At 36.2% G+C, this 17,892-nt stretch carries 12 protein-coding genes, 1 pseudogene and 3 CRISPR repeat arrays (1 of these 16 running past the window's edge); of the genes and pseudogenes, 5 read left to right on the top strand and 8 right to left on the bottom strand.

The window, feature by feature from the left end:
* The first annotated feature begins 27 nt into the window (after nucleotides 1-27).
* Nucleotides 28-1,527, top strand: coding sequence for a glycine betaine ABC transporter substrate-binding protein (locus tag ACTQ5K_RS11435; RefSeq protein WP_081836684.1), 1,500 nt, complete (start codon nucleotides 28-30; stop codon nucleotides 1,525-1,527).
* A gap of 217 nt (nucleotides 1,528-1,744) precedes the next feature.
* Here the strand turns inward: ACTQ5K_RS11435 and ACTQ5K_RS11430 are convergent, their stop codons facing one another.
* The 8 genes from ACTQ5K_RS11430 to istA form a co-directional block, all read right to left on the bottom strand.
* The gene (locus tag ACTQ5K_RS11430) at nucleotides 1,745-2,503 is read right to left on the bottom strand and encodes a hypothetical protein (protein WP_031538808.1); all 759 of its coding nucleotides are present in this window, start codon (nucleotides 2,501-2,503) and stop codon (nucleotides 1,745-1,747) included.
* Between the two features lie 246 nt (nucleotides 2,504-2,749).
* Nucleotides 2,750-4,684 carry a glycoside hydrolase family 127 protein gene (locus ACTQ5K_RS11425; protein WP_441993935.1) on the bottom strand — a complete coding sequence of 645 codons (1,935 nt, stop codon included), beginning with the start codon at nucleotides 4,682-4,684 and terminating at the stop codon, nucleotides 2,750-2,752.
* Between the two features lie 114 nt (nucleotides 4,685-4,798).
* Nucleotides 4,799-4,972, bottom strand: a complete 174-nt coding sequence (locus ACTQ5K_RS11420) for a hypothetical protein (protein WP_284561228.1) — start codon at nucleotides 4,970-4,972, stop codon at nucleotides 4,799-4,801.
* A gap of 474 nt (nucleotides 4,973-5,446) precedes the next feature.
* Nucleotides 5,447-6,223: a serine/threonine protein kinase gene (locus ACTQ5K_RS11415; RefSeq protein ID WP_235252381.1), complete on the bottom strand. Its 777-nt coding sequence runs from the start codon at nucleotides 6,221-6,223 to the stop codon at nucleotides 5,447-5,449.
* 99 nt (nucleotides 6,224-6,322) lie between these two features.
* Complete coding sequence (locus tag ACTQ5K_RS11410; RefSeq protein WP_031539857.1) at nucleotides 6,323-6,916, bottom strand: cell wall hydrolase; 594 nt, start codon at nucleotides 6,914-6,916, stop codon at nucleotides 6,323-6,325.
* A gap of 585 nt (nucleotides 6,917-7,501) precedes the next feature.
* A CRISPR array of direct repeats spans nucleotides 7,502-8,331; the repeat unit is 32 nt; unit sequence ATTTCAATCCACTCACTCATATAGAGTGAGAC.
* A 156-nt stretch (nucleotides 8,332-8,487) separates the two neighbouring features.
* On the bottom strand, nucleotides 8,488-8,796 hold the full coding sequence (locus ACTQ5K_RS11405; protein ID WP_251627291.1) for a hypothetical protein: 309 nt from the start codon (nucleotides 8,794-8,796) through the stop codon (nucleotides 8,488-8,490).
* A 1-nt stretch (nucleotide 8,797) separates the two neighbouring features.
* Nucleotides 8,798-9,565 carry an IS21-like element helper ATPase IstB gene (istB, locus tag ACTQ5K_RS11400; protein ID WP_251627290.1) on the bottom strand — a complete coding sequence of 256 codons (768 nt, stop codon included), beginning with the start codon at nucleotides 9,563-9,565 and terminating at the stop codon, nucleotides 8,798-8,800.
* Entirely contained in the window at nucleotides 9,558-10,847 is a 1,290-nt protein-coding gene (gene istA / locus ACTQ5K_RS11395; RefSeq protein WP_441993930.1) for an IS21 family transposase, read from the bottom strand. The genes istB and istA overlap by 8 nt, the downstream gene beginning before the upstream one ends.
* Before the next feature lie 131 nt (nucleotides 10,848-10,978).
* A CRISPR array of direct repeats spans nucleotides 10,979-14,461; the repeat unit is 32 nt; unit sequence ATTTCAATCCACTCACTCATATAGAGTGAGAC.
* 153 nt (nucleotides 14,462-14,614) lie between these two features.
* On the opposite strand from istA, the gene ACTQ5K_RS11390 reads away from it, so the two are divergent.
* The 4 genes and pseudogenes from ACTQ5K_RS11390 (at nucleotide 14,615) to ACTQ5K_RS11375 (ending at nucleotide 17,591) form a co-directional block, all read left to right on the top strand.
* Nucleotides 14,615-15,145, top strand: coding sequence for a DUF6431 domain-containing protein (locus ACTQ5K_RS11390; RefSeq protein ID WP_035416525.1), 531 nt, complete (start codon nucleotides 14,615-14,617; stop codon nucleotides 15,143-15,145).
* A 134-nt stretch (nucleotides 15,146-15,279) separates the two neighbouring features.
* Nucleotides 15,280-16,541 (top strand): annotated as a pseudogene (locus tag ACTQ5K_RS11385) (DDE-type integrase/transposase/recombinase).
* Nucleotides 16,534-17,337 carry an ExeA family protein gene (locus ACTQ5K_RS11380; protein ID WP_047944128.1) on the top strand — a complete coding sequence of 268 codons (804 nt, stop codon included), beginning with the start codon at nucleotides 16,534-16,536 and terminating at the stop codon, nucleotides 17,335-17,337. Before ACTQ5K_RS11385 ends, ACTQ5K_RS11380 begins: the two are co-directional and overlap by 8 nt.
* Entirely contained in the window at nucleotides 17,334-17,591 is a 258-nt protein-coding gene (locus tag ACTQ5K_RS11375) for a DUF5348 domain-containing protein (protein WP_441993929.1), read from the top strand. Before ACTQ5K_RS11380 ends, ACTQ5K_RS11375 begins: the two co-directional genes overlap by 4 nt.
* 158 nt (nucleotides 17,592-17,749) lie before the next feature.
* Nucleotides 17,750-17,892: a CRISPR direct-repeat array (repeat unit 32 nt; unit sequence ATTTCAATCCACTCACTCATATAGAGTGAGAC); it runs 954 nt beyond the window's last position.

The raw sequence follows: 17,892 nt of genomic DNA, 5'->3' as shown, positions 1-17,892 counted from the left end.
ACAATTTGGAACTTAATTTTAGAGCATATGTACTTATCTCTTCTTTCGATTGCCATTGCAATTGTGATTTCCGTTCCTCTAGGAATTTATTTAACTCGCCATAGAAAAATCGCAGACTCCATCATCGGAGTAGCTGGCGTCTTTCAAACAATACCAAGTCTTGCGCTACTAGTGTTTTTAGTGCCATTCATCGGAACTGGTAAGCTTCCAGCCATTATTGCTTTAACTGTTTATGGCTTATTACCTATTTTGCGCAATACATATTTAGGAATTATCGGAGTAGAACGATCCGCAATAGAAGCTGGCGTTGGGATGGGCATGACCAATCGCCAAGTGCTGTGGATGGTTGAATTACCACTTTCCCTAAGAGTAATCATGGGAGGAATCCGAACCGCAACTGTCTTAATTATTGGTGTGGCAACGATTGCTGGACTCATTGGCGCAGGCGGTTTAGGAGATTTAATCTTCCGTGGGTTACAAACATATAATACTGGGCTTATACTTGCTGGTGCCATTCCTTCTGCTCTATTGGCGATTATATTTGATTATTTATTGAAAGTATTGGAAGCGGATGTAACGCCTCAAGGTCTACATGGTAGTAAAAAAGGAAATAAAAATAAAAGCCGTATTCGAATATGGATAATAGCAGCCATAATAGTCTTAGTCCCACTGTCAACTGTCATTGCAAATTTCAGCAATGGAAAAGGCGGAGAAGATACCATCACCATCACTGGTAAAAATTTCACCGAACAAGAAATTATGGTTTATGTGATGGGGCATCTGATTGAAGAGCATACCGATTTAAAGGTAAACTATGAATCTTTTCTTGGCGGGACAGCTCCAGCATTTGAAGGAGTTAACACAGGCAATTATGATATGTACATGGAGTATACAGGAACAGGATTATTAAGCATTCTAAAAGAGGACATGGTTAGTGATCCCGATGAAGCCTATGACATTGTAAAAAAGAAATTTAAAGAAGACTATAATTTAGTTTGGCTAGAGCCATTTGGTTTTAACAACACATACACTTTAACACTTCGAAAAGAAGACGCTGAAAAGTATAACATCCAAACTATTTCGGACTTAAAAAAGATGGCTCCGGAACTTACATTAGGCTCTGAACCAGAATTCCTTGAAAGAGAGGATGGTTATCCAGGTCTCATTGATACTTATGGGATAGAATTCAAAGATACCCAAGCAATGGACTCTGGCATTATGTATAGTGCGATTAAAAACGGAGATGTCGATGTAATTGATGCATTTTCAACAGATGGACGTATCCCTGCATTTGATTTAGAGGTTCTAGAAGATGATCAAAACTTCTTCCCTCCTTACTACGCAACACCAGTAATTAGAGCAGAAACATTAGAAAAACATCCAGAATTAGAAGAAGTATTAGGAATGCTTGTCGGAAAAATCGATAATGAAAAAATGCAAGAACTAAATGCACGTGTTGATATTGACAAAGAACAATATGAAGATGTTGCAGTAGACTTTTTGAAAGAGGAAGGTCTTATTGAATAATTAAAATAGTGGTTTGGACATAGCTATCCCCGAACAACCATATGGAAATCCTATGGTTGTTCGGGGTTTTATTAGTTTATAAAAGGTCTGTTTCAAATGGCTGTGATTCACCCTGCTTCGTCTTACCAATTCATTAAATTTTTTTATTTCCACAATAGTATATAGAAAAACAATCTTTTATAAACAAGTGGTATGGAGCGGATAACACTCCTATCCATTATTCAATCATTTCAAGAATTTCTTCGATATCATGGTTCTCCACATAAGATTTACTATCATTTAACATTTCATCTGTAAACTGAATTCCGCTCATAACAATATAAGGTTTATCTACATCACTTACGCGTGAAAGTTGCAGGACTGCATCGCCTTTAAATAATTCAAGTGGCAATATCTGCTGTGTTTCCGTATCATAAATCTGTAATTCTCCACTAGGAATCGTCCCATACATATAACTATTAATATAGATAATATAGCGCTCATCTAACCAAAGAGCTCCACTTGGATAATATTGTTCTCCTGAAGTAGCTTTGACATTGATTATTTCCTTTAGTCCATTTTCTTTAGAATAGACATAAAGCGCCCCACCTTCTTCCCATCCATATTGTGGTGTTAACAAGACTTTTTCACGAGTTGGCGAGTAATCAACAGGTTCCATCTTCCCAAAAGCATTATCATGCTCAAATATTTGTTCTGATCCATCCTCTTTGGTTAAAATCAAGGAAGTTTGTTCGACACTGTAGGATACATTACCATTACCACTATCTGCCTCTTCTGTCTCTTCTGTCTCTTCTGTCTCTTCTGTCTCTTCCTTCTCTTCTGTTTCCTTCCCATTTGATTCTTCTTTAACAATTGTCTCAGACTTTGCCTCAGTTGCCTTTTGGAAAGAATAATTACCAATTAATACAATTCCTGCTCCGATGATTAACACAGTAGCAACACCAATAATAAATCCAATCCATATATTTTTTTTCACGAATAATCCCCCTCTTTCCTCCTAGCATACTTTCCCATATTACCATACCATATTTTGTGTCATTGATTCTTATCATAGGAAATTATTTATGATGTATTCAATAAGGACCATCTCGTATAAAAATATGCATATAATCTATACTACAAAAAGAGAGGAAGGGAATGAACCCCTACCTCTCTTCTCCCATCCTATTAAAATCAGTAACTAATAAACATCTGATGATATTATTTAAAAGATGTCCCTCTGCTATCTTTTCTCATTCACCCAAACGATCATTTCACCTGGTTCGCGATTACACCAAGCATAATACGGAATCGCTTTCAATTGTACTTTCGTAGTACTGTCCTCAACTGGACGATACAGCTCGCTATTCCAATTGCTTTGATCTAGTCGTTCCGCTTCCCCAGTGGTAATGCTAACAACCCCTTCAAGCAATTCTGGATCATATTCTGCTTTTAACTCTGCATCTCTTGGTAAGATAATTCCATGTAAATTTTCTCCATTATCTACTTGCTCTAGACAATAAACCACTGGTCCACGTTGAATAGCAACTTTCCCAACATTATGGCGTACCTGTGGATTCGATTGGATACGTTCTGCTACCATTGGGAGAGATAATTCAATATGGTCATTTTCTTTCCATCTACGATCAATATATACATAACCATTCTTCATTAGTGGAAAATGATCTACTATCTCCCCATTTAGCTTCACCACTGTTCCTTTTGCCCAACCAGGAATGCGCAGTGCCATAGTAAAGGTTTCCTCCTTTTCTGGAGAAACAATCATTGATACATTTCCATCCCACGGATAGTTCGTTTGTTGAACAAGCTTAACTTGGTTATTTGCGATTTGAATAGTTGTCTCACTTCCCATATATAAATGGACAAATAGTTCTTTTTCCTTTTGTGAATAAATGTAATGGCCAATAGATGCAATTAACCTTGCTAAATTCGGAGGGCAGCATGCACAGCCAAACCACTTTTGGCGAACAGATTTCACATGCTTTTTATCCTTTCTTTTATCACTAGCTTCTGGTAAAACTTCTAATGGATTGACATAAAAGAATTTCTTACCGTCTAAATCCATTCCGCTAATGGTACCATTATAAAGAGCCAGTTCCATTACATCAGCATACTTATTATTTACTTCCAACTGTAACATACGGTTAGCCCAGAAAACTAAAGCAATAGAAGCACATGTCTCTGTATAGGACAAATCATTTGGCAAATCATAGTTGAAGGAGAAAGATTCACCAAACTCCATGGAACCAATGCCTGCAGTCACATACATTTGCTTTTGCGTGACATTATTCCAAAGTTCTTCACATGCTTTTTTCAGGGATTCATCTTTCGTTTTCAATGCAAGGTCGGTCATTGCTGTATACATATAAGTAGCTCTAACTGCATGGCCAACTGCTTCTTTTTGTTCTCTTACTGGCTTATGTGCCTGATGATAAGCATAATCGTCGTTAAACCAAAACGGTTTTGTTTCTTTTCGTTTCTCTTTCTCTATATCAAAATAGTGAGGCTGTTTTCCCCGTTCATCAATAAAATATTTACTTAAATTCAGATATTTTTCCTGCCCTGTTACATCATATAGTTTAACTAATGCTAACTCAATTTCTTGGTGTCCTGGATATCCCTTTAACTTATCTTCTTCCGGACCGAAAACGCTATCAATATGATCCGCATATTTACACATAATATCAAGGAATTGCCTCTTACCTGTAGCTTGAAAGTATGCTACTGCTGCTTCTATTAAATGTCCAGCACAATATAATTCATGATTATCACGAATATTCGTCCATCTGTTATTAGGCTCTTTAACCGTATAATAAGTATTTAAGTATCCATTTTCGTCTTGCGCTCTGCCTAATAAAGCGATTACTTCATCTGCCGTTTTCTCTAGTTCCTCATTTGGCTCATTTTCTAAACTATATGCAACAGCTTCCAGCCATTTAGCAATATCACTGTCTTGAAACACCATTCCATAATATTCGCCAGAAGATTCCCCTGCTGCAATTCGAAAATTCTCAATGGCATGGCTTGGGGAAGTATCTGGTAATCGATCATTCAGTGCATCCCATTGGTAAGGGATGACATGATTCCGTACAACCTCTAAATATCGCCCCCAAAATCGATCATTAATTTTCACTTTATTCGTTGCGATTTCTTCCACTTTCTTCACATTTAAACCCCTCTCCTATTATTCTTTTACTATTTTCTTAAATTGCTTTACTCATAGATTATATCTTCTGTGAATTTTGCAAAAATCCTTTTTTACATCTATTATTTATTCACTTGGATATCTACCTTCCAATAATGGAGAAACACTCTCTTCTAATTCTGCCAGTACATCATCTAGAGATTTCGCATCTGTCCAATATTGATCAAGTCCTTGTTCTAATTCTGTATTGATTTGATCCCAATTACCCCTTTTCCGATATAGTCTAAAAGAAGCTACCATCGCAAATAAAACGAATTGTTTAGAATATTAATAATATTATTATATTTATTACTAGAACGCAATATTTATATAACAAATCCGATATACTTAGTGCGATTAAGCACATATTTTTTGTAAGCACTATTTTATTATGATTCAATCTTTTTTTATTACAATCATGTATTTTTTTTGTAAATTTTCGTTATATCGATGCGTTGTTTGATAAAATAATATCTAAATCCGTATATCAGAAGAGGTGATACTTTGTTTAGAAAAATCATGAGGAAAATACAGCAATTTTCGGGCAGCTACAGTAAAAGCCGTCGTCATAAAAGATATAGCAGTAGTGACCGAAGAGGTTATCACAAACACAAAAGCTACAGCAGCTCTGATTATAGAAAACGCAATCCATACGGTGGGAGCCATTATTATAAGCGCCGGAAGCATAGTAGTAGTTAATACTAAAAAATCTTGTACTCAGATGTACAAGATTTTTTAGTTTATACATTTTTTTAAAGCTTCCCTCACACTTTTTAAATCATTTTCAATTTTATCCCCATTCGTATAAGGTTCGGAAATAGCTAACAATTTTTTAAGAAGCTTTACTGTTGCAGGATGCAACGTTAATTCCTCAAGCCATGTCCTTTTTTTGCTTTTCTTCCCTTTAAACTCTGAATACAATAAAAACAAAAGTATCTGTCCCAAATCATAGTAATCATCTTGACGATAATTACTCATTTCTTTCTCCTCATCTTCCACTTGCTTAGCAAGACCAAAGTCAATTAAATACACTATACCTTCTCTAACAAGAACATTTGGTGGTCTAATATCTAAATGAAAGATTTTGTGTTGATGAAGATAGTTAATAATAGAGAGAAGTTGAGTCATCAGGTCTAGCGCTTCTATTTCTGTGAACTTTTGATTTTGAAAAAATAATAAATCTTCTATATTATCTCCCTCTACATATTCCATCACATAATAATGTAGAGTTCCTATTTTAAATTCCTCGATTAGAGCTGGGACCGCGGGGTGCTCTATTTTTCTCAATAACGCTGCTTCATCCTTAAAACGTTCACACTCGCGCTGTTTTTTCCCTTTGCTTGGCCGCAATTGTTTCACTACATATTTCTTTCCTGAGCGTTTATCTGTGCACAAGTAAATCATCCCATATGCACCAAAGCCAAGACATTTATCGACTTCGTATATGTTTAAGGAGGTTCTATTTTTTAGTGGTTTATCAAAGATCCAACGATTTACATAACTCCATTTCAATATGGTTTATCCCTTCTGTTTAAATGTTCTACATTCCATTTTAACAAAAATAGTCCAAAAAAAGCACCAATCTATTAAGACTGGCGCTTCTATTACTATTTATCTAGCAAAACGATGATTTCCAATTGTAACCGTTACTTCTCGTGTTAAAATCCAGTCACTTTTGGCTGTTTTTGGATTAAAGAAATAAAGAGAACCATTTCCTTGGCTGCCTAAAGCAATGGCTTCATTCACCGCTCTTTTTGACTCTGCATCAGCAGCTTTATTTATCTCCCCATTTTGAACTGGAGTAAATGCATAATAGCCATTTGATTTTTCATAAATGACATTACGAATTGTATTTGGAAATTCGTTGCTTTTCACACGATTCAGAACAACAACTGCCACTGCAACCTTCCCAGCATAAGGTTCTCCAACTGCCTCCGCACGTACCAATCGTGCCATTAAATCTTTATCAGCCGGTGAGACTGTTGCATTTGGTAGAATCATATTTTGACCTATAATTAACGGTTTATTATTATTAGCCTTCATTAAATCACTGACAGGAATCCCAAATCCTGTAGCTACTTTCCAATAAGTGTCTCCAGATTGAATCGTCCGATTCGTTGCTGCCTCTGCTTCTTCTATTAATGTAAAAGCTGAAAAAGATAACACAATTCCAGCGGCTACTATTAGCTTCTTTAGTGTCTTCAAATTCTATTACCTCCTAGTAGTTGTTTCTGTGTCTACTACTAAGCTATCAGATGTAATATTTCTATTCATCGTCCAAAAAGTGGTAATAGAGAGATTGCTAGGTGAAAGCTTTGCTAGATAAGGAATGAGATTTTTGATGGAATTGTTAACCAATTGAGTTAGTTAGCTAGGGATTTCCTTAGGAGGGGAATTTAGGTAGGAATGTTACGGTTTGTTATTTGGTAGTAATATTCATAAATAGCATAATCCTGGTGAGCATAAAAAATAAATCTCTTTATATTTTATTAATTCAATAATTACCCAATATTTCACACGAGATTTTTTAATAGTTTTAATTGGAAAAGACGAACCCTTATAGATTCCGTCCATTTTCTTTTTAACGTTATGTTCTATAGTTTGAACATAACAAGATGTTACAAAATAGTTTAACATAGAGACCCCGAAAGAATTATAGGTCTTGCGACTTACTCTAATAGAGTTAAACAACAAATGATTCTGGCATTCGTGCAGCTTCATCAAAATTTCAATCAAACTCATCGTATAAAGTGAGACAAAAGCAACAAAGTAAATAGCTAGCTCATTTGTATTTCAATCCACTCACTCATATAGAGTAAGACAAGTAAGCAACAGCTTCAATATAGTGCCCCTATAATTTCAATCCACTCACTCATATAGAGTGAGACATCAATGCCCCAAAACTTACGACTAAACCACTTAATTTCAATCCACTCACTCATATAGAGTGAGACTGATTGTAGAACTAGTTCAGGAACCATTATTTCTATTTCAATCCACTCACTCATATAGAGTGAGACAGCAGCCTTGCATGGAGAGTAAACCAACATGAAAATTTCAATCCACTCACTCATATAGAGTGAGACGCACGAAAGCTTTTTGCGCGTTGTCTCCACCTTTATTATTTCAATCCACTCACTCATATAGAGTGAGACATAAAACGAATACAGTCTGCAAATTCCTCTTTTATTTCAATCCACTCACTCATATAGAGTGAGACGGTGCATTTTAAAATCATCATTCTCATGAACAAGTTATTTCAATCCACTCACTCATATAGAGTGAGACCTTCTCAACAAGCAGTGCAGAACGGTGGCGTTGGCATTTCAATCCACTCACTCATATAGAGTGAGACATTAATGTTTTTAACTGGACCTTTTGGTATACAATTTCAATCCACTCACTCATATAGAGTGAGACGCATGTAATTAATGATGAAGTATATAAACCATTATTTCAATCCACTCACTCATATAGAGTGAGACTTGACCGTCTTCAGGATAAGGAGTAAACGGGTCACTAATTTCAATCCACTCACTCATATAGAGTGAGACAATCCTGGTGGATAGTATTCGATATACTCTGTTGATTTCAATCCACTCACTCATATAGAGTGAGACTACACTAGAAGCTGTTTTCTTACAAAGCGGAACGGACATTTCAATCTATAAATGTCAACTATCAAATGTACATTTTCGCTCATTTTAGAATGTACATTTTTGATTCAGTGGACTTATATTCTCCCCCAACCTAACTACGGCTGGGGGACTATTATATTAAAAAATTCCTATTCCTAGCTGTTCTTCTAATAATGCTTTTTCTGTATTTAAACGATCTATTTCACTTTTAAGCTCATTTATTTCCTTGATAAATCTTTCGATTCTCGTTTTATCATCTATGCCTTCTTCATACCCAGTACCTTTCCATCTACACCATTCATTAAAATCATAAAGATCTTCTTCACAAAAATTTTCATTTAAACCTTTTTGATTGGAAGAGGAGCTATTAAGCCACTCCTCAACCAATTTAACTTCACATTTTACCCCATATGAACGAAAGAATTTTATGGCTGCTGTCGTATTCATCTTAGTGCTCTCCTTGTTTAGAATTATCTTTATTAAAATGGTCTTTTAGGCGATAGGAATCCCCAATAATATTGACCACTGTGGCATGATGTAGAACTCGGTCTAAAATGGCATTCGCTATTTTAGTATCTTGAAATATATCACCCCATGATTTAAAGCTAGCGTTTGTCGTTAAAATCGTGCTTTTCTGTTCATATCTCATATCGATGAGCTGAAAAAACAGCTTGGCATCCTCTGCGTCAATGGGTAAATAGCCAATTTCATCGATAATAAGGAGTTTATATTTCGCATAATGTTTAAGCCTGGTTTCCAATCGATTTTCAAGTTTTGCTTTTTTGAGATTGAGGATCAAATCATTACACTTGATGAAGTAAGTACTCGTTCTTTTTTTGGCAGCTGCGATTCCAATTGCGGTTGCTAAATGAGTTTTACCTACGCCACTGGTTCCTAAGAATACGATGTTTTCTTTTTGCTCAATAAACCGTAACGTTGTATAATCCAATATTTTTTGTTTATTAATCGATGGTTGAAAATCAAAGTCAAAGTCTTTTATTTCCTTCAAATGAGGGAAGGCCCCTACCTTAACCATAGATCTCACCATATTTACTTCTTTCATGTCGATCTCGTAATCTGTCAGTTTGACTAATGTGTCGGTAAATGACAGTTGATTATTGGTCATAAAATCAATGGTTTCATCTAGATGAACTAACATCTGTTTTAACTTTAAATACTCTAAATTCTGTACGAGTTTGTTATAACTGCTATTCATTTTTATACACCTCATTAATTGCCTCTAAATTTTTCCTTGCCAGCTCTTCTATATTTGTAGAATCTGGTAGCCCTCTTGCTAGAGTATCAACGTAATGCTCCGGCTTGTAGTTGATTTTCAACGGGCGAATTGGATGTTCGACAATTAAATCCGTGTTATAATAGACAAAGATATGGTTATCGTATATTTGTAAACTAAGCGTTTTCCCGATGTATCCAGGTGGTACTGAATACTGGTTGGATTTGAAGGTAATCATATTGGATGGATTTACTTTCACAAGTATACGATCAATTTTATAGGAATCTCTTATTCGTTCATGTGGTAATGGAGATAAGAGATTTCTTTCTTTTTTTAGTGCCAGTATTGGGATTTTCCCTGTTCCTTGATGGTAACTATTGTTGATACGATTACAGAGTGTTTGAACAAACTTATGCAGTTCCTCATAATCAAATTTTCCTTGATAAGCGTGAATCTCATCGAGTAATTTCATCGGAGCTTCTACCTTTGCTTTGGTCCGCGGTCTCCCAGCTATACAGGCTCTTACTTCAAACCCCATATCTTTTGAAAACTGAAAAAATCGCTCATTTACTTTTCCCTTTTGATATTCTGTTCGAGGCTCGTCCATAACCGTTTTCATATTGTCCGTCAAAATCGTTTTTGGAACTCCTCCAAACACCTCAAAACTTTCCGTAAGGAAAGACAATAATATACTCTGAGACTTGGAGATTGATAGGTTGAATGTTCGAAATCTTGAATGGGCAAGTAAGAGTACACATACGTTCACATAAAGGATTTCTCCATTATTGGTGATGTATTGGATATTTTCTTTCCAATCCAACTGTGCTTGTTCAGCTGGTGGCGTTTCAAAACGAATAACCTCACTGGTTAATTTTTTACGTTTCTCTGTTTCAAAGTATCGTTGAAACTCTGGTTTACTTGATAGGTATCTTCTAAACGATGATTGCCCACAATCTAGGCCGTGATTATCTTTCAAGTATTGCCATAGTACTCGTTTATAATAGAATTTCTGATTAGATTCTTCTGAAAGAAGCAACGCTATGACTTCATAGTATTTATCAATTTTCAATCTTCGGTTCCGGCTGCTTTTCGGCTCATAACCTTGTAGATATTTTTCAACTGTCCTCCGATCCACACCCATATCACGAGCTAATTGACTCTTATTGATTTTCATTTTTAGACTCTCCATCAATAATTTAAATTTTGGCAAATCTGCAAGACTATTAATTTCAATACTTGAATTTACATTAATTTGCATATGCATAATATTCCACCTCAAGAATATTATGCAGTTAACCATCAAAACTGTACATCCTTAAACAATCATTTCTGTACACTCTTAAGTTAGCATTTATATGAGACCTGAGTCGAAATTCTTCACTACATTCAAGTCTTATTTCAATCCACTCACTCATATAGAGTGAGACTTTTTTATTACCTTTAAGGGGGTGAAAACCTATGTAATTTCAATCCACTCACTCATATAGAGTGAGACTACATCTAAAGTTGTAAATTCGTCTGTTTTTTATTTCAATCCACTCACTCATATAGAGTGAGACACCCGTTACGCCAACAAACATTCCAACGTTACGTAATTTCAATCCACTCACTCATATAGAGTGAGACCGACATGTCCGAATTGGTGTAAACTCATTTCTAAATTTCAATCCACTCACTCATATAGAGTGAGACATTAGCAAAAATGACTACTATGATGGCATTGATATTTCAATCCACTCACTCATATAGAGTGAGACGTCAGCCGATTAAAAAGCATATTCCATTAGAAATTTCAATCCACTCACTCATATAGAGTGAGACTGTATCAAAGCGATTGATTTTAAATGTTAAAAAATTTCAATCCACTCACTCATATAGAGTGAGACCTTATTAAACGGTGCTGTATTCCATGTTCGTGAAATTTCAATCCACTCACTCATATAGAGTGAGACGTTTCTCTACACCTAAACCTTCTGCAATATCTTATTTCAATCCACTCACTCATATAGAGTGAGACGCAGATGGAAGCAGCAAAAGAACTTGGTATTACTATTTCAATCCACTCACTCATATAGAGTGAGACGTAGGATTGTTTTTAATTTCATTAATCACATATTATTTCAATCCACTCACTCATATAGAGTGAGACAAGAACGAAATGCATATATTCACCCTCGTGACTAATTTCAATCCACTCACTCATATAGAGTGAGACGATAAACGAATTAGATGAGTCTTATGCTGATGGAATTTCAATCCACTCACTCATATAGAGTGAGACGATAAACGAATTAGATGAGTCTTATGCTGATGGAATTTCAATCCACTCACTCATATAGAGTGAGACGGTTTTGAACGGTTATTGGAATATTCATATAGATATTTCAATCCACTCACTCATATAGAGTGAGACGTTTTTTAGGGTTTATGATAAAACAAAAGAAGTAATCATTTCAATCCACTCACTCATATAGAGTGAGACTCCCAACGAAATGCAAAGCTAAAGTCTCAATTGATTTCAATCCACTCACTCATATAGAGTGAGACAACCATTTTCTAATCGCATAAATGCAAGAAAAATCATTTCAATCCACTCACTCATATAGAGTGAGACTTCAATTCCTGCTAATTTTAGCGCATTTCTGTAAATTTCAATCCACTCACTCATATAGAGTGAGACCCTTCTCACTTAGAGAGGGGCTTAATTTTCATTTATTTCAATCCACTCACTCATATAGAGTGAGACATTTCCTCGATGCTTTTTAACTTTCCTAGTTTGTATTTCAATCCACTCACTCATATAGAGTGAGACAAGTAGAAACAACGGAAGTCCCATCATCATTATAGATTTCAATCCACTCACTCATATAGAGTGAGACTTACTTCTGGATGAAGCGAACAGTTTTCATCAATATTTCAATCCACTCACTCATATAGAGTGAGACGTTAGTTCTGATTATTTGGTTGGTATCACAGATATTTCAATCCACTCACTCATATAGAGTGAGACTTTCCAATATCCACTATTAAATCAGCAACAGTTAATTTCAATCCACTCACTCATATAGAGTGAGACAATGCAAAAATCACGTTTTGGAAGATGGTCGTTAAGTTAATTTCAATCCACTCACTCATATAGAGTGAGACTTCCTACTACTACTGTTCATTATGATGTGCCTGAAATTTCAATCCACTCACTCATATAGAGTGAGACGTAGATATGCCCAGACCTAGAAAATACGATTATAAATTTCAATCCACTCACTCATATAGAGTGAGACATATAAACATTCTGTAGCATTTGAACAAGTAAAAATTTCAATCCACTCACTCATATAGAGTGAGACTGAGAATGGTCAAGTTGGCTATGAACATGTTTTGACATTTCAATCCACTCACTCATATAGAGTGAGACCTTGTTCGTATTTAATATTAAAAAAAATGGAATTTCAATCCACTCACTCATATAGAGTGAGACGACTTGGTTCAATTTTTATGGCAAAGGACCATGTAATTTCAATCCACTCACTCATATAGAGTGAGACTGGTCGTGAGGTAAAAGTAGCGCAAGAAGGGGAAATTTCAATCCACTCACTCATATAGAGTGAGACAAGATGTCAACGTATGCGTTGATGACCATACAACGATTTCAATCCACTCACTCATATAGAGTGAGACACTTAGCAGCATCCAACTCCGTATTTTGCAATGATTTCAATCCACTCACTCATATAGAGTGAGACTGACAAGAGATTTATTCCTGACCATTTAAGATAAAAATTTCAATCCACTCACTCATATAGAGTGAGACATTTTCGAGTGTGTGCTACTAAGAGATATAGATCATTTCAATCCACTCACTCATATAGAGTGAGACTTTCCCACCAGTCCTAGTGATAGATATATTTGTATTTCAATCCACTCACTCATATAGAGTGAGACATTAACATGAGCCTAAAAAAGAAACTCCAAGCAGCTATTTCAATCCACTCACTCATATAGAGTGAGACTTGGATATAGTCAAGACATGATGGATGAGGCTATTTTATTTCAATCCACTCACTCATATAGAGTGAGACTTTGTGGTTGCTGCCCGATTCTCCTTTTGTTTTTATTTCAATCCACTCACTCATATAGAGTGAGACATTATTTGTTAAGTTCGATATATTAGCGCCTATTTATTTCAATCCACTCACTCATATAGAGTGAGACCTCATGATGTAAGCATGCGATACGCTCGAGAAGCTGATTTCAATCCACTCACTCATATAGAGTGAGACTGTTGCTTTTCCTGACACAGTGCGCTCAGTATTGTGATTTCAATCCACTCACTCATATAGAGTGAGACAATATAACAAGGTGTAACAGCTTTTAAACTATAAGATTTCAATCCACTCACTCATATAGAGTGAGACTACATTAGAAAAAACATTGTAATCTGACCTATATTTCAATCCACTCACTCATATAGAGTGAGACAACGATAAGATCATTTGACCGCCTGTTACATCAATTTCAATCCACTCACTCATATAGAGTGAGACCATATCATGAATCATACTATTGCTTATACCATTATTTCAATCCACTCACTCATATAGAGTGAGACGACACTTCCCTTGTTAGCTTAATGACTTACTTGTCAATTTCAATCCACTCACTCATATAGAGTGAGACTATTAACATCCCTAGTCGTCATAGTATCCTTTAAATTTCAATCCACTCACTCATATAGAGTGAGACCTCGTATTTGACCGCTTAGTTTTTCCGTCGGTACATATTTCAATCCACTCACTCATATAGAGTGAGACATGTAAATATGATTGATCACGACACATTTAATTTAATTTCAATCCACTCACTCATATAGAGTGAGACCAAACCGGTCTTATCCGTAAGCCAAGTCCTGTAAACTGTCACTTTATATCCTCTCAAATACCGTTGGAATTTTCAAATTCCTTCAGAATTGTTTATATACTTCTCTGGAATAATGTGCTAAATTTTTTGCATATTAGAAGGGGGAGTTTTTTTATGATCAAATTTCATGATTTTGGTATTAGCCTAGTGGAGTATGGGGAAAGAGGAAAAAAGAATGAATTTCCATTGTTTGATCAATGCCCAAACTGCAAATGTCATTCCCATGGGAATCTTCATCGTAACGGCTATTACTGGCGTTATGGAATAACTGATGAGACAACCGTACGGATCCCAATTTGTCGCCTAAGATGTTTACAATGTGAAGTGAATATCTCTATTCTTCCGGACTTTCTCATCCCGTATTTTCAACATACTATTCATACAGTTTTAGAACGAGTGAAGAAAATTCTTCAAAGGAAAAAAGCAAAAGGCAGCCGCCAATTAGTCAGGTTTTATCTAAATCGTTTCTTAACATGTATAAATTGGATTCATAGCTTCTTTATCAGCTTGGGGAAGATAAGTGGCATGTCGGAGGATATAAATAGCGAAGCCACAAAATATATGAAAATGATCCTTGATTTTGGCGAATCACCCTTCTTACGAAGGTCACGGGGTCACTTATCAAAATACTTTATGGCAAATTAATTCTATCATATTTAGGCGACTTTAAAAATATTCTTTGTCCCACATACCTTTTTCATAGTCAGAAAATATCGAAAAAAGTAGAATAATAACCATGGATGACCGGTCGTCCTTCTATGAAAAAGGAGGAAGATTCCATGAATGAAAAAGAGCGTGAACAAGTGGCCCTATTTCGGTATGGCCTAATAGCCCCCCTATTGAATGGGCAAGTTGATTCGAAGGAATATTTAAATGGAATGGAGGGAAAGGTTCATTCTGTCCCCCATTATGGAGAAAGGAAAATTGCAGAGAAAACAATGAAAGAGTGGCTTCTTCATTATCGAAGAAATGGATTTGAAGCATTAAAGCCCAAGAAGCGCTTGGATCGAGGGAATTCTCGAAGACTATCCCCTGATGACCAAGATCTTGTCCTTGAAATACGAAAAAAATCTCCCCATATGCCGGTTAGTGTTTTCTACGAACAACTAATCGAGCGTGGAGAGATACAAAAAAACCAAATATCTTACTCTACTATAATTCGATTATTAAAAAAACACAACCTTGTAGGAAAACAAATGGTGGCGATACCAGAAAGAAAACGGTTCGCTCACGAAAAGGTGAATGTGTTGTGGCAGGCTGATTTATCCCATGGACCTTATGTACCCGTTAATGGAAAAAAGACAAAGACATTTTTAATTGCCTATATTGATGACTGTTCTCGTCTTGTGCCGTATGCACAGTTCTTCTCGTCAGAGAAGTTTGATGGATTAAGAGTAGTCACGAAAGAGGCTTTAATTCGCAGAGGGAAACCTACCATCATTTATGCGGACAACGGTAAGATCTATCGATCTGAAACGCTTCAATATGCTTGTGCCCAACTCGGAATTACTTTAGCTCACACGCAGCCGTATGATCCCCGTGCAAAAGGGAAGGTAGAAAGGTTGTTTAAAACGATTCAAACACGGTTTTATCCGTTATTACAAGCCGATCCAGCTCATTCACTAGAAGAGTTAAATGAACGATTCTGGAGCTGGTTAGAGAAAGATTATCACCGAAGAGTTCATGCCTCTTTAGAGGGTAAAACGCCCCATGAAGTGTTTCAATCTCAACTAAAGGATATAACATTTTTGGAGGATTTGTCTATTCTTGAGACCATCTTCTTGAAACGAGAACACCGGAAAGTAAAGGCTGATGGGACGATTACGTTAAATAAAGAGCTCTACGAAGTACATTCCGTTTTATCGGTCATTCTATCGATGTGAGACTAGACGAAAATGGTGTCTATATCTTTGAGGATGATAAGAAAGTCGCTGAAGCAATTCCTGTATCCATGAAGGATAATGCGCATGTAAAACGGGCTCGCTCGCCATTTTCATTATCTCAAACAGCTGAAGTGAAAGGGGAACAAGACCATGTATAAATCCTTTTACTCTTTAGCTCAAGCACCATTTTCGAAAGATATACGCCCTTCGGATGCGTTTCCTTCCACTGATTATCAAGGGGCTTTAAACGCATTAAATTATTTACAGAAATCGAAGGGAATGGGTCTTCTTATTGGGGATCCTGGCGCAGGAAAAACGTTTACCTTACGGTCTTTTAAGGAGTCATTAAACCCTTCTTTATATCACGTAGTCTATTTTCCCCTTTCAACTGGTGGTGTAATGGATTTTTACCGTGGGTTAGTATATGGCTTAGGGGAGGAACCGAAGTTCCGTAAAGTCGATCTCTTTAGGCAAATTCAACAAGGCATTGAGCGAATGGCAGGGGAACGTAAGATCACACCTGTTTTCATTTTAGATGAAATGCATATGGCAAAAGATGCTTTTTTGCAGGATATAGCACTATTATTTAACTTTCATATGGACTCAACCAATCCATTTATCCTAGTTTTAGCTGGCTTACCACATTTAAAGACTCGATTAGCATTAAATCATCATCGTCCACTATCACAGAGAATGATTATGAAATATGAGATTCAGCCATTATCCAGAGAGGAAGTTTCCCATTATATTCATCATCATATGAAGTTAGCAGGAGCGAAGATGACCATCTTTACAGAAACCGCGGTAGAAGCTATCGCATCACGGTCTCAAGGTTGGCCACGGGTTATTAATACATTAACGATTAACAGTTTATTATTTGGCTCTCAACTAAAGAAAGAACTGATTGATGAGGAAATTGTCAGGTTAGCTATAGAGGATAATGGCTTATCATGAGGCGTGGAATATTAGTATTTGACCACCATCTTCAAGAATGGAGAGTACGGTTAGGACATCAGCCCCACTGGATAGACCAGGGTTATGCATTTGAGATACGGGTCCAAAACAGGTATCTCCATGCATACTTGGAGAAAGATTTTGATTGGTTCGTAACTCTGGAACACGAAGTAAGGTTTGTACTCCACACTTACGAGGTGTACAAAATTCGAATAAAAAAACAGGATTATATGCCAGTTGATGCCCCTTTTTAGGGGTTTTCTTTTCCTGAATTTAAGACGGAATAATTTGAACAAGATTTTGCACATTCCGAAATAAAGTGAAAAAAATAGCACATTATTTCAGATTTCCTCCCGGATTAATGTGGAAAAGAGTATCTGAAATATTGTGCTCGTTTACACAAGTCCGAATAATTTCAATCCACTCACTCATATAGAGTGAGACCAAACCGGTCTTATCCGTAAGCCAAGTCCGAATAATTTCAATCCACTCACTCATATAGAGTGAGACCCGCAGCATATCGGCTAAAAATTTGCGAGTAGTTATTTCAATCCA

This window comes from Niallia sp. Sow4_A1, assembly GCF_052116745.1.
In the GTDB taxonomy this organism is placed as follows: Bacteria; Bacillota; Bacilli; order Bacillales; family Cytobacillaceae; genus Niallia; species Niallia hominis.
The sequence above is the reverse complement of the archived record's forward strand: the minus strand, read 5'-3'. Positions and strand labels throughout refer to the sequence as shown.